The organism is Pyxidicoccus sp. M6, from assembly GCF_055568925.1.
The window spans coordinates 12631905-12644505 of record NZ_CM145714.1; the positions used below are offsets into that span (position 1 = coordinate 12631905).

At 69.8% G+C, this 12601-nt stretch carries 11 protein-coding genes; 7 read left to right on the forward strand and 4 right to left on the reverse strand.

Annotation, left to right across the window (positions count from 1 at the left end; translation table 11 throughout):
• Positions 1 to 341 precede the first annotated feature (341 nt).
• From ACVTJA_RS49895 to ACVTJA_RS49905, 3 genes are all read left to right on the forward strand, one after another.
• A complete protein-coding gene (locus ACVTJA_RS49895; protein ID WP_465831653.1) occupies positions 342 to 2015 on the forward strand; it encodes a DUF1592 domain-containing protein in 1674 nt (557 codons plus the stop codon).
• The gene (locus ACVTJA_RS49900; protein ID WP_465831655.1) at positions 2012 to 3358 is read left to right on the forward strand and encodes a DUF1552 domain-containing protein; all 1347 of its coding nucleotides are present in this window, start codon (positions 2012 to 2014) and stop codon (positions 3356 to 3358) included. The genes ACVTJA_RS49895 and ACVTJA_RS49900 overlap by 4 nt, the downstream gene beginning before the upstream one ends.
• Before the next feature lie 230 nt (positions 3359 to 3588).
• On the forward strand, positions 3589 to 4242 hold the full coding sequence (locus ACVTJA_RS49905) for a CAP domain-containing protein (protein ID WP_465831656.1): 654 nt from the start codon (positions 3589 to 3591) through the stop codon (positions 4240 to 4242).
• Positions 4243 to 4252: 10 nt separating this feature from the next.
• On the opposite strand, the gene ACVTJA_RS49910 is transcribed toward ACVTJA_RS49905, so the two are convergent.
• Complete coding sequence (locus ACVTJA_RS49910) at positions 4253 to 4459, reverse strand: hypothetical protein (protein ID WP_465831658.1); 207 nt, start codon at positions 4457 to 4459, stop codon at positions 4253 to 4255.
• Between the two features lie 184 nt (positions 4460 to 4643).
• On the opposite strand from ACVTJA_RS49910, the gene ACVTJA_RS49915 reads away from it, so the two are divergent.
• A complete protein-coding gene (locus ACVTJA_RS49915) occupies positions 4644 to 5324 on the forward strand; it encodes a CAP domain-containing protein (RefSeq protein WP_465831659.1) in 681 nt (226 codons plus the stop codon).
• A gap of 83 nt (positions 5325 to 5407) precedes the next feature.
• Here the strand turns inward: ACVTJA_RS49915 and ACVTJA_RS49920 are convergent, their stop codons facing one another.
• From ACVTJA_RS49920 to ACVTJA_RS49930, 3 genes are all read right to left on the reverse strand, one after another.
• Positions 5408 to 6475, reverse strand: a complete 1068-nt coding sequence (locus ACVTJA_RS49920; protein WP_465831661.1) for an alpha/beta hydrolase — start codon at positions 6473 to 6475, stop codon at positions 5408 to 5410.
• A gap of 138 nt (positions 6476 to 6613) precedes the next feature.
• A complete protein-coding gene (locus ACVTJA_RS49925) occupies positions 6614 to 7447 on the reverse strand; it encodes a dienelactone hydrolase family protein (protein WP_465831663.1) in 834 nt (277 codons plus the stop codon).
• 163 nt (positions 7448 to 7610) lie between these two features.
• The gene (locus ACVTJA_RS49930) at positions 7611 to 8423 is read right to left on the reverse strand and encodes an FKBP-type peptidyl-prolyl cis-trans isomerase (RefSeq protein ID WP_465831664.1); all 813 of its coding nucleotides are present in this window, start codon (positions 8421 to 8423) and stop codon (positions 7611 to 7613) included.
• 527 nt (positions 8424 to 8950) lie between these two features.
• On the opposite strand from ACVTJA_RS49930, the gene ACVTJA_RS49935 reads away from it, so the two are divergent.
• The 3 genes from ACVTJA_RS49935 (at position 8951) to ACVTJA_RS49945 (ending at position 12483) form a co-directional block, all read left to right on the forward strand.
• Positions 8951 to 10498 carry a parallel beta-helix domain-containing protein gene (locus tag ACVTJA_RS49935; protein ID WP_465831666.1) on the forward strand — a complete coding sequence of 516 codons (1548 nt, stop codon included), beginning with the start codon at positions 8951 to 8953 and terminating at the stop codon, positions 10496 to 10498.
• 39 nt (positions 10499 to 10537) lie between these two features.
• Positions 10538 to 11845, forward strand: coding sequence for an SO2930 family diheme c-type cytochrome (locus ACVTJA_RS49940; RefSeq protein WP_465831667.1), 1308 nt, complete (start codon positions 10538 to 10540; stop codon positions 11843 to 11845).
• A 122-nt stretch (positions 11846 to 11967) separates the two neighbouring features.
• Positions 11968 to 12483, forward strand: coding sequence for a WD40 repeat domain-containing protein (locus ACVTJA_RS49945; RefSeq protein WP_465831668.1), 516 nt, complete (start codon positions 11968 to 11970; stop codon positions 12481 to 12483).
• The last annotated feature ends 118 nt before the right edge of the window (positions 12484 to 12601 follow it).

Below are 12601 nucleotides of genomic sequence, written 5' to 3' on the forward strand. Positions count from 1 at the left end.
CTGTCCCTTGTCGCCCTTCATCAACGGTGTGCCTTCCCTGCCCGCCCTGCACGGACTCCACCCGGCCGGGAGGGCACCAGCCATGCGGCGCCCCGTCCACCCGCGAAGGCACTTCCCAACAGGGGAAATCCATTTCCCTCCCGTCCCGTCCGAGACGCCCGGGAGCTGACGGATTCCGGACGTGAGCCTGCCGTCCCCCGCTCGGGGCGTCCACCACTCCGCACATCGCGTTGGTGAGCGTCTTGCTTACCACCGGGCGGCGCTGCGACATGGAGCGCGTGGCGAGTGTGGAGGGGGTTAGGGACGTGACACCCAGGCTTCGAAGAGGACGGAGCTGGCGAATGCTGGCGGGCGCGGGCTTCGCGCTGCTGCTCGCCGGCTGCAACGGCGACGACATTCCCCAGGCTCGGGTCCTCCCCGGCGAGGACATTCCGGGACCGGATGTCACGCCACCACCGGAGAACAACCAACAGCAGAACGAGTGCGAGGACGTGCCCCTGGACGTGGGCCGTACCACGATGCACCGCCTCAACCGCGCCGAGTACAACGCCACCGTGCGCGACCTGCTGGGCGACACCACCCAGCCGGCCCGCGACTTCCCGGCGGACGACCACGGCTACGGCTTCGACAACAACGCGGACGTGCTCAGCCTGTCCCCGCTGCTGATGGAGAAGTACTCCGCCGCGGCGGAGAAGCTGGTGGAGACGGCCTGGACGAAGGGCGTCTTCGGGAGCTGCGCGCTGAACGCGACCAACCCCGAGCCGTGCGCGCGGGACATCCTCTCGCGCTTCGCCCGCCGCGCCTGGCGCCGGCCGGTGACGAAGGAGGAGGTGGACCGGCTGGTGGGCTTCCTCGCGCTGGCCAAGGCCCACGGCGACGGGCCCGAGGCGGGCGTGAAGCTGGCGCTGCGCTCGGTGCTGGTGTCGCCCCACTTCCTCTTCCGCGTGGAGAGGGACCCGGAGCCCGGCTCCACCACGCCGCACAAGCTCAGCGACCTGGAGCTGGCGAGCCGGCTCTCCTACTTCCTGTGGAGCAGCATGCCGGACGAGACGCTCCTCGCCGCGGCGGAAGCGGGGAAGCTGCATGACCCCGCGGAGCTGGAGGCCCAGGTGCGCCGCATGCTCGCGGACCCCAGGTCCAACGCCCTGGTGGAGAACTTCGCCGGCCAGTGGCTCTACACGCGCGCGCTGGACTCCGCCGAGCCGGACAAGACGCTCTACGGCGCCTTCAACGAGGACCTGCGCTCGGCCATGCGCCAGGAGACACAGCTCGTCTTCCGCGAGTTCGTCACCGGCGACCACAAGCTGAAGGACCTCATCGACGCGCCCTTCACGTACGTGAATGACAAGCTGGCCACGCACTACGGCCTGCCGAAGCCGGGCAGCAGCACGCCGGTGCGCGTGGACCTCTCCGGCCACCCGGAGCGCGCGGGCATCTTCGGCCAGGGCGCGCTGCTGACGGTGACGTCCAACCCGGACCGCACCTCGCCGGTGCAGCGCGGCGTCTGGGTGCTGGAGCAGTTGCTGTGCTCCGCGCCGCCGCCGCCGCCGCCCAACGTGGAGGGCCTGCCTCCGGCGGTGGACCCCAACCAGACGATGCGCGAGCGCATGGCGCAGCACCGCAGCCAGCCGGCGTGCGCGGGCTGCCACCGGCTGATGGACCCGCTGGGCCTGGCGCTGGAGAACTACGACCCCATCGGCCGCTGGCGACTGAAGGAGGTCAGCGGCGCGCCGGTGGACCCGACGGGTGAGCTGCCGAGCGGCGCCGTGCTGCAGGGCGCGGACGACATGCGGCGCTACGTGAAGAACGACCCGAAGCTGCCCGCGTGCCTCACCGAGCACCTGCTCACCTACGCGCTCGGCCGAGGCATGCGGCCGGAGGACGCGTGCGCGGTGAGCGAAATCGCCGCCACGGCGGAGGCCAGCGGCGGCCGCCTCAGTGACTACATCCTCAGCGTCGTGCTCAGCGACCACTTCACCCAGCGGCGCGGCGAGCCGGAGGCCCAGAAGCCATGAGCAAGAAGTTCCAACTCTCCCGCAGGACCTTCCTTCGCGGCACGGGGACGCTGATGGCGCTCCCCGTGATGGAATCCCTGCTGCCCCGCACGGCGAGGGCCGTCCCGACGACGTCCGCGCCCCGGCGGCTGGCCGTCTTCTACACGCCCAATGGCATCCACATGCCCAAGTGGACGCCTGGCGCCACCGGCGCCAACTGGGAGCTGACGCCCACGCTGCAGCCGCTGGCGCCGGTGAAGAGCGACGTGCTGGTGCTGAGCGGCCTCGCCAATGACCCGGGCCGCCCGGACGGCGACGGCCACCACGCCGCCGCCACCGCCGCCTTCCTGAGCTGCACCAAGGCCTTCAAGACGGAGGGCACCGACTTCCACGCGGGCATCTCCATGGACCAGGTCATCGCCAGGCACCTGGCGTCGCAGCGGGCCACGCGCCTGCCCTCGCTGGAGCTGGGCAACGACGCCGGCAAGGGCATTGGCAACTGCGACTCGGGCTATGCGTGCCCGTATGCCAACAACATCGCCTGGGCCGGCCCCACCTCGCCGGTGGCCAAGGAGACGCGCCCCAAGGCCGTCTTCGACCGGCTCTTCGCGGGCTACGAGCCGGGCGCCACCCAGGCCACGGTGGAGAAGCGCAAGGCGTACGGCAAGAGCATCATCGACTTCGTGCGCGACGACGCCACCGCGCTGAAGCCACAGCTCGGCACCTCCGACCTGCGCAAGCTGGACGAGTACTTCACCAGCGTGCGTGATTTGGAGAAGCAGGTGGAGGCGATTGAAGCGGACGGCCCCTCGTGCAATCCGGGCACGGCGCCGGGGGACAACGAGGACCCGCGCGTGAAGACGAAGGCGATGATGGACCTCATCGTCCTCGCCTTCCAGTGCGACCTCACCCGCGTCGTCACCTTCATGCTGGCCAACGCGCGCAGCCCCAAGGTGTACGGCTTCCTGGGCCTGAGCGGCGGGCACCACACGTACTCGCACCACCAGAAGATTCAGGCCAACTACGACGCGCTCGCCACCATCGACCGGTGGGAGGTGGAGCAGTACTCGTACCTGCTGCAGCGCCTGAAGGGCACGCAGGACGCGGACGGGCGGACGCTGCTCGACAACTCGATGGTGTACTTCTCGAGCGAAATCGCGGACGGCAACTCGCACGAACACAAGAACCTGCCCATCCTCATCGGAGGCAGCGGCGGGGGTGCGCTGACGCCGGGCCGGCACGTGCGCTACAACGCCGAGCCGCTCGCCAACCTGTACATCTCCCTGATGCAGGCCATGGGCGTGCCCGGCATCACCCGCTTCGGAGACAACGGCACCGGCCCGCTGTCCGGCCTCAAGGTGTAGCCGGAGCCGTGCCGGCGGAAGCGGGCGTGCGGCCGGCCCCTGCACGTCCCGCCCGCCGCGCACGGCTTCAGCTCCGCGCGGGGGCGCGCGCGACCCGCCTCCGCACGACGGCCCCGTGCACGGGCCGCGGGCATGCGCAGGCGGCGAGCGTGCAGCCAGCCTCCGCCCCTCTCCAGGCGGAGCACGCTTCCCATGCAGACAAGACCGTCCTGGCGCATCATGGCGCCTTCATGGTTCCGTCCTCGCGCGTGCTCCGCTGGTCCGCCCTGCTCCTTCTCACGCCGCTGCTCGGCTGCGGCCCCACGGGCCGGAGCGTCCAGCGGCAGCAGGTGTCGCCGCAGCGGCAGACGGTGACGGCCTCGCGCGAGAAGGCTCCCGCTCCGGCGGCCTCCACCGCGAAGGAGAAGGCGCGTGGGGTGCCCCCGGCGAAGGACCTCGCGAGGGACATGGTGGCGGCGCACAATCAGGCGCGCGCGCAGGCGAAGCCGACGCCGAAGCCCGCGCTGCCGCCCCTCTCCTGGTCCGACGAGGCCGCGAAGAAGGCCGCGTCCTGGGCGAAGCAGTGCAAGTTCGAGCACAACCCCGACCGCGGCGACTTCGGTGAGAACCTCGCCGCGGCCACGCCCGACACGTGGACCACGGCCGAGGTGGTGAAGAGCTGGGCGGACGAGGCGGCGGACTACGACTTCACGCGCCTCACCTGCAAGAAGGGCAAGGTGTGCGGCCACTACACGCAGGTGGTGTGGAGGAAGACGGCCTCGGTGGGGTGCGTCACGGTGATGTGCAACAAGAACTCGCCGTTCGGCTCGCAGTTCCCCACGTGGCAGTTCTGGGTGTGCAACTACGCGCCGCCGGGCAACTGGGTGGGCCAGCGCCCCTACTGACGGGGCGCGCTCAGCCGCGGAACAAGCGCCGGAACAGCCGGGAGAAGACGCCGGAGGACACGGGCTCCGGCCGGCCCTCCGAGGCCGCGCGCTTGCCGTCCAGCTCCACCTTCAGCTTCCGGGCGTCCGGGTCGATGGACATGACGCTGAACTCGTCATTGCCCTCGAGCGACGTGAGGACCTTGCTCGCTCGGGTCTGATGGGGGTCGTTGCTCATCCGCGCCTCCGGGGGAAATCGGAGATTAACAGGCTCCCGGCCCTCGCGCCTCTCCCCCTCCATGGCCGTACGATTCCCGACGTACGGACGGCCGCCCCTCCCTCCGGCGGAATCTTCCACTCGAGGGTTCCTTCCCAGGAGATGGGGATACGTGCGGGCCCTGGGAGCGCGGATAATCGCGGCCATGGCACGCCTCTCTGTCCGACACCTCGTTGCCCTGGGACTCCTCGCGCCGTGGCTGGCGATCGGCTGCGGCTCCGACTCCGACTCCGACTCCGACGAGACGTCCGACGCCGGCTCCGAGCAGCCCGCGCCGCTCGATGGGGGAACCACCTCGGACGGCGGCACCAGGTCCGACGCGGGCACGACCTCGGACGGTGGCACCGGCTCGGACGCGGGCACGCTGTCCCAGTTCGCCCGCGACATGGTGGACGCGCACAACGCGGTGCGGGCGGGGGCGAAGAATCCCACGCCCAGCCCGGCGCTGGAGCCACTGACGTGGGACACCCAGGCGGAGAACACGGCGAAGGCCTGGGCGGCCAACTGCAACTTCAGCCACAACGACAAGCGCGGCAACCTGGGTGAGAACATCGCCGCGGCCACGCCGAACTACTGGGACACGGCGGGCGTGGTGAAGAACTGGGCGAGCGAGGTGGCGGACTACGACTACGCCAACAACTCGTGCACGCAGGGCGAGCAGTGCGGCCACTACACGCAGATCGTGTGGCGGAACACGAAGCGCGTGGGCTGCGCCACGCAGGTGTGCACGAAGAACTCGCCGTTCGGCGCGCAGTTCCCCACGTGGCAGTTCTGGGTGTGCAACTACGCGCCGCCGGGCAACTACGTGGGCCAGCGGCCGTACTGACTCAGGGTACCGAGGGAGGCACCTTCCGGAGGCCGGGAGCCGCGGAAGGAACCTTCATTCCGCGCCCCTTCGCGGCCGAGGAGTCACCCCCGCTCGTGCAGCCAGGCTTCCAACGTGGGGAACACGTCGTCCGACGGCTTCGAGTCTGGTGGCCGCGCGAGCTGGTGGTCCGCTCCGCGCAGCACCTTCACCGTCACCCGAGGAACCTGGGTTCCTGCGTCTCGCGGAAGGCCTTGGGACAGTGCGCGGGCCACTGACTGCGTGGGCGTCACCTCATCCGCCTCTCCGAGCAGCGCGAGCACGGGCACTCGCACCCGGGCCAGGGCCTCCGTCGAGTCGTAGGCCAGCACGTTGTTCCACGCGGCTCGCTGTATGACGAGAAGCCGCGGAAGAGGCGTGTCGCCGAAGCGGGACAGCGGCGACACCGAGAACCAGCGTCGGCGCTTCGCCCGCTTGAGCTGGAAGTCGAGCGTCTTCAGCGCCTTCTCCTCGCGCTCGGGAGCGTAGAGGCGCGCGTCGTGGAGCGTGCCCAGGTGCTCCATCAGGTCCACGACTTCCGGCCCCGTGAGCCCCTTGCTACGAGCCTCGTTGCGCAGGCGGTGCTCCTCCTGCTTCCACAGCGGACCTCCGCCGCCGGACACCAGCACCAGGAAGCCAAGGTCCGGCGCACGGGCCGCCGCGTGGAGGGCCACCCAGGCGCCCCGGCCGAAGCCCATCAGCCCCACGTCCCGCACGCCCGTGCGCTCGCGGAGCAACTTCGCCGCCGCGAGCCCATCGTCCGCCAGGTCGCGGATGCCGGACACCCACGGCTGCGCGTCTCCGGAGGAACGACCCGCCCCCCGCCGGTCGTACGCAAGCACCGCGAGCCCCTGCCGCACGAGGAACGTCGAGTACGGCTCCAGCGCGCCTCGCGTCCCGGGGACTTCATCGGGCAGCAGCACCACGGCCGCATGAGGCGCGGCGCCCGATGGCAGCCATAACGTGCCGGCGAGGGTGACGTCTCCGTTCCGGACGGTGACGTCCTCGGTGCGAGGCGTCGCTGAGAGTCCCGCGTCCGTGCGCGATGCCGCCACACCTCCGTCCACCGCGCCCACCCGTCCACTCCACAGCAGCAGGCACAGCCCCACCGCGACGCGCGCTGTCCTCAGCACCAGGCCCTCCAGGATGAGCCCGCCCTTCAAACAGCCCTCGGGGCCGCGAGCAACACTCCACCGCGCGCCCCTTCCCCAGTCGATGGGTGGACAACACCTCGCGCCGAGCGAGCCCGGCCCGCACCGGCCGTCACGCCGTCAGCGCTTCAGGTACTGCTCCAGGAAGGCGGACGTCTCCTGCCACGCGGTGGACGCGGCGTGCTCGTCGTACCGCTCACCCGAGGGGTTGGCGAACGCATGGTCCGCGTCGAACTCCAGGATGCGGTGCTGCACGCCCGCCGCGTCCAGCGCCTGCCGGAGCTCCGCGACCTTCTCCGGCGGAATGGACTTGTCCTTCGTCCCGAAGATGCCCAGCACCGCCGCGTGGATGCGGGCGAGCTCGTTCGGGTCCGTCACCGGGTTGCCGTAGTAGATGACCGCCGCGTCCAACTCCGGCAGCGCGATGGCCGCGCGCAGCGACCAGCCTCCACCGAAGCACCAGCCGAGGCTCCCCGTGCGCGGCGCCCGGATGCGCTCGTCCTTCAGGAGGAAGTCGTGCGCGGCCTTCAGCACCTCCGTCGCGCGGCCCGCGTCCACCGACTTCACCAGCGCCATCGCCTCGTCGCGCGTGGTGGCCACCTTGCCGCCGTACAGGTCCACCGCGAGCGCCGCATACCCATTGGCCGCCAGCCGGTCCGCCCAGTGCTGGATGTGCTCGTTGAGGCCCCACCACTCGTGGATGACGAGCACGGCGGGCAGCGGCGCCTTCGCGCCCTCGGGGAGGCTCAGGTACATCTTCACGCCCGCGACCTCCACCTCCTGCCCCTTGCGAGGCGGCGCGGCATCCGTGCGCAGCGTGTGCATGGCCTTGAACTCGGCCTCGGAGACGGCCCCGGTGGGCGCCGGCTCTCGCGCCACCTCCACGGACGTCCCGTGGACACAGGCCCCCAGCAACAGCGCTCCTCCCAGTAGCAGCAGCAGGCTTTGGCGCATGATGTGCTTCCTCCCAAGCGTGAGGCCTCACGGCCTACTCCGGGCCGGAACCGTACGCCACCGGCTCGCACGTCCGAAGGTGCCCCGCGAACACGAAGAGGGCTGGGAGGGAATCATCCCCCGCCAGCCCTCTTTCAACGCCGCACGCGTGCGAGCGGTGCGACTACTTCTTCGGCGCCGGAGGAGGCGTCGGCTTGCCCTGCCCCTGCGGAGCGCCCGCGGGCGGAGCGCCCGGCATGCCCGGCATGCCCGCCGGAGTCTCCGGAGGCTTCACAATCTCGAGCAGCTCCACCTCGAACACCAGGGCCGCGCCGCCGGGGATGTTCGGCGGGGCGCCGCGGTCGCCGTAGGCGATGTCCGACGGGCAGGTCAGCTTGGCCTTGCCGCCGACCTTCATCTTCTGCACACCCTCGGTCCAGCACTTGATGACGCCCTGGAGCGGGAACTGCGTGGGCTCGCCGCGCTTGTAGGAGCTGTCGAACTCGGTGCCGTTGGTCAGCGTGCCCTTGTAGTGCACCTTCACGATGTCCGTCGCCTTGGGCGACTCACCGGTGCCGGCGGTCAGCTCCTTGTAGACGAGACCGGACTCGGTCTTCTGGGCGCCGGACTCCTTGGCGGCCTCATCCAGGAACTTCTTCGAGTTCTCCTTCTCCTTCTCCGCCTTGCGGGTGCTGCGCGCGCGCGCCAGCTCCTGCAGCTTCGGACCGTACGTCTCCATGTCCACCGGCGACTTCTCACCCTTCACCTGGGTGGACATACCGGCCTTGACGTACTCCAGCTCCTCCGGAGTCATGTCGAACACGCTGATGCTCCGGCCAATGGAGAGGCCCAGCGCGTACAGCGTCTTCTGCTCCTCGGTCTGCGGGTTGCTGGCGTTGCCCCCGCCCGCGCCACCGCCGGACGCCGTATCCGTCTTCGCCGGCTGCTGGCAGCCCGCCAGCACCAGCATTACCGCGACCAGCCACGTCTTCCGCATGTCGTTTGCCCTTCCTTCGCTTTTGCGCGAACGGTGAGACACCGCCGCCAGAGTCCACAGTCGGTTCCGGGGGCGACTTACTACAGGAACGGTCTGTCGTCCGCTTGACGGCGATTCCCGTCATTCCAGAGCCCCGGACCCGCATCGCCCCAGCAACTCCCAGAGGCAGCAACCCCTTCCACAGCGTCCCCCTCCGAACGGAGGGTGGGAGTTTTATCCACCCCGAGTCTCAGGGACACCAACACTCGCCGTGAGGGGCGCCGGACGGGCCGCGCGCCCGCGAGTGAGCCCATGAAACAGGGCACATGACGCGCAATGACACGCACGGGTAATGCAAGTCTTTACCCGCAATCTTATTTCAATCCGATTGCAGAACGCACCGCGTCACGATTGTCCGCCATGAATTCGTTGCCGGACCCTTGAGGTCGGGCACCTTCGAGACGAGGATTCGCTCCGTCCCGCACGCGCCCTTCAAGCCCCACGCTCTGGAGAGAAGCGGCGCGGCGCCTTTTCACTGGAGGAACCTGATGCATCGTCTGCCGCTGTCGTGCGCGCCTCGTGCCGTGCTCCTTGCCATGGTGGGTCTGCTCGCCCTCCCCGCTTGCTCGGATGATGATGACGGTACGGGCACTCCTGATTCCGGAAGCACCCCGACGGATGCGGGTACGCAGACCGACGCGGGCACTGACGCGGGCACGGATGCCGGCACCGACGCGGGCACGGACGCCGGCACCACGCAGGCCTGGCCCCAGGACTTCTCCTGCGAGGGCAAGGAGAAGAAGACGCTGACCTTCAACTCCACCCAGGCGGCGGAGCTCCAGGACGCGGTGAACGACCTCTCCGAGTGCACCACGATTCAGCTCGGCGCGGGCACGTTCCACTTCGACAACGCCATCACCATCCGCCAGAACGGCGTCACCCTCGTCGGCGCGGGCAAGGGCGCCAAGGGCGAGGCCGAGGGTGGCAGCGCCAGCACGGTGCTGGACTTCACCAACGCCGCCGCCAACACCAACGGCATCGACGTGGTGGGCAAGCTCTTCACCGTGAAGGACCTGACCATCTGGAACGCGCGCAAGGACGCGCTGCGCGTGGAGAACTCCACCAACGTCTTCATCCAGCGCATCCGCACCGAGTGGAAGAACGCGGACGACGAGAACAACGGCAAGTACGGCATCTACCCGGTGAAGTCGTCCTACGTCACGATTGAGGACTGCGAGGCCTACAACGCGGCCGACGCCGGCATCTACGTGGGCCAGACGCGCTACGCCATCGTCCGCCGCAACATCGCGAAGCAGAACGTGGCGGGCATCGAAATCGAGAACACGAAGTTCGCCTTCGTGCAGGGCAACACCGCGCAGGACAACACCACGGGCCTCGTCGTGTTCGACCTGCCCGGCAACCCCATCAAGGGCACGGACATCCTCGTCACCGGCAACACGATTACGGGCAACAACCGCGACAACTTCGCGTCCGTGACGGCCAGCAGCAGCACCGTGTCTCAGGTGCCCGCCGGCACCGGCACGTTCATCCTCGCGTCGCGCCGCGTGGAGTTCGTGGGCAACACGTGGGGTGACAACAACACGGTGGACATCGCCGTGCTGAGCGGCCTGGCCATCGAGTCCGACCCGAGCCAGTGGAGCGCCGGGTACTTCAACTTCCCCAGCGCGGACGTGTTCGTCCACGGCAACACCTTCCAGGGTGGCAGCGGCGACGCGGTGGACAACGGCAAGCTGGACCCCGAGAAGCGCCCGCTGGGCGCGCTGGTGGCCGCCGTCTACGGCTACGGCACCGCGACCGGGGCCGTGACGCACGTGGAGCACCTGCTGTGGGACGGCATCGACCCGGCGCCTCGCAACGAGGCCCTGGCCAACCCCATCAACATCTGCTTCTCCGGCAACACGCTGCCGGCCGGCACGAAGGAGGCCATCGTGGACTTCGACCTCCAGACGGTCTCCACCAAGATTCTGGCCCCGACGCCCGACCTCGCGGGCGCCTGGAAGGAGACGCGCCGGTACGCCCAGGGCGTGGCGCCGTACAACTGCTCCGGCTTCGGTCCGAAGCTCGCGCTGCCCTGAGGTCCGCCGTCGATGAGCGTGTCGGAGGAGACGAGAAGCATGCGCAAGTCGTTCAACTCTGGAGCCGGACTCGGGCTCGCCGCGGTGCTGCTGGCCGCGGTGGTGGCTTCCTGCTCCGGGGGCGATGACGCCCCCGGGACGGGCCCCGACGCCGGCTCCACCTCCCACGAGGACTCCGGCACGCAGCCGGTGGACAGCGGCACCGTGGACTCCGGGGTGGATGCCGGAGTCGACGCCGGAGTGGATGCGGGCACGGACGCGGGTGAGGACAGCGGCACACCGGATGCCGGGAGTGACGCGGGGACACCGGATGCCGGCTCGGGACAGCCGGACGGCTCGGTGGTGATTCCCACCAACCTGTCGGACCTGCACCTGTTCACCGGCAGCCCGGCGACGGGCGGGCTCCAGCCGGTGGAGGGCAACGTCCCGTACACGCTGACCACGCCGCTCTTCTCCGACTACGCCGTCAAGTCGCGCACGCTCTACATCCCCGAGGGGAAGACGGCGGGCTACCAGCCGAAGGACGTGCTGGATTTGCCGGTGGGCACCATCATCACCAAGACGTTCGCCTTCCCCGCGGACCTGCGCGAGCCGGACAAGAACGTGCGTGCCATCGAGACGCGCGTGCTGGTGCATCAGCCGAGCGGCTGGCAGGCGCACCCGTACGTCTGGAACGCAGAGGGGACGGAGGCGGTGCTGAAGCCCTCGGGCGCCGTCGTGCCCGTCACGCTCATCGACGGAAAGGGCGCGACTCGCAGCTTCAGCTACCTGGTGCCGCAGCGGAACCAGTGCAGCCAGTGCCACCACGTGCTGGATGCACAGCAGAACCAGGTGCTGCTGCCCATCGGCGTGAAGGCCCGCTACCTCAACAAGAACCATGACTACGGCGGGCAGGAGGTGAACCAGCTCCAGCACCTGGCGGAGCTTGGCAAGCTGACGGGGCTGCCTCCCGCCATCCAGTTGCCGCGCGCGCCGGATGCGTTCAATGCGAACGACGCGGACCTGGACTTGCGGGCCCGCACGTACCTGGACATCAACTGCGCGCACTGCCACCGGCGGAACGCGACGGCGGGCGACACGAGCCGGCTGTTCCTCGACCTCGACAGCACGGAGACGCTCGACCTGAATGCGGGCGTCTGCAAGCGGCCGGGCTCGGCGGGCAGCGGCGTCGGCGGGGAGTTCGACGTCGTCCCCGGCGACCACTCGGTATCCATCCTCTGGTACCGGCTCGATACCGAGGAGTCCGGGAAGATGATGCCGCAGATTGGCCGCGCCATCCGGCATGACGAGGGCTCGGAGCTCATCGCCGACTGGATTGACGCCATGCCGGCGCGCTCCTGCAAGTAGGTAGCAACGGAAGGGCCCCTCCGTGCACGTCACACGGAGGGGTGCTCCGCACAGGGCGTGTGTGGCGCCTCGAGCCGAGGTCGCCAACAGTGGGCTCCGCGTTCCTCCCGGAGGCCCGTGCCTTGAGTGTTCTCCTCCCGCGATTCGCGGTGCTCGCGCTCCTGCTCGCCTCCGGCTGCGCGCACAGGCCTGTCTCCACGGACGGCTCCTGCACAGACACCGCCTTCACGGACGGCTCCTGCGCGAACGGCACTTCGCGGAACGACACGGAGCGGGAGCTGCGCGCGGGCATTTCGCTCGCGCGGGGTGACGCGGCCGTCGAATCGAAACAATGGAGTGTCGCGGCCGCGGCGTACGCGGATGCGCGGGCGTCATCGGATTCGCCCGCCGCGGGACAGCCCGGGGACATCCGGCTCTGGGACTGGCGCGAGCGACGGCAGGTGGCGCTGCTGCAAGGCCACTCCGACGTCGTGCGTGGCCTGGCCTTCTCTCCGGACGGCTCCGTGCTGGCGTCGGGCGCGTCGGACAGGACGGTGCTCCTGCTCCGGTTCGACCGCGTGGTGCATCCGCCTCCCGCGAGCAGGGAGGCCGTGGAGGAGATGCGGCTGCGCCACGGACTGACCCGGGATGAAAAATGACCGCGCCCCCCGCGCGGTCCCCTCTCAAAAAGACCACGCCCCCCTTGCGGTCACTCCCCTCAGAATGACCGTTCCCCCCTCGCAGTCCCTTTCCTCATGAGCAGGCGGCGTGCCAGCG

Coding starts and splice junctions, on each gene's coding strand:
- ACVTJA_RS49895 (WP_465831653.1), top strand. CDS start 342: ATGCTGGCGGGCGCGGGCTTCGCGCTGCTGCTCGCCGGCTGCAACGGC.
- ACVTJA_RS49900 (WP_465831655.1), top strand. CDS start 2,012: ATGAGCAAGAAGTTCCAACTCTCCCGCAGGACCTTCCTTCGCGGCACG.
- ACVTJA_RS49905 (WP_465831656.1), top strand. CDS start 3,589: ATGGTTCCGTCCTCGCGCGTGCTCCGCTGGTCCGCCCTGCTCCTTCTC.
- ACVTJA_RS49910 (WP_465831658.1), bottom strand. CDS start 4,459: ATGAGCAACGACCCCCATCAGACCCGAGCGAGCAAGGTCCTCACGTCG.
- ACVTJA_RS49915 (WP_465831659.1), top strand. CDS start 4,644: ATGGCACGCCTCTCTGTCCGACACCTCGTTGCCCTGGGACTCCTCGCG.
- ACVTJA_RS49925 (WP_465831663.1), bottom strand. CDS start 7,447: ATGCGCCAAAGCCTGCTGCTGCTACTGGGAGGAGCGCTGTTGCTGGGG.
- ACVTJA_RS49930 (WP_465831664.1), bottom strand. CDS start 8,423: ATGCGGAAGACGTGGCTGGTCGCGGTAATGCTGGTGCTGGCGGGCTGC.
- ACVTJA_RS49935 (WP_465831666.1), top strand. CDS start 8,951: ATGCATCGTCTGCCGCTGTCGTGCGCGCCTCGTGCCGTGCTCCTTGCC.
- ACVTJA_RS49940 (WP_465831667.1), top strand. CDS start 10,538: ATGCGCAAGTCGTTCAACTCTGGAGCCGGACTCGGGCTCGCCGCGGTG.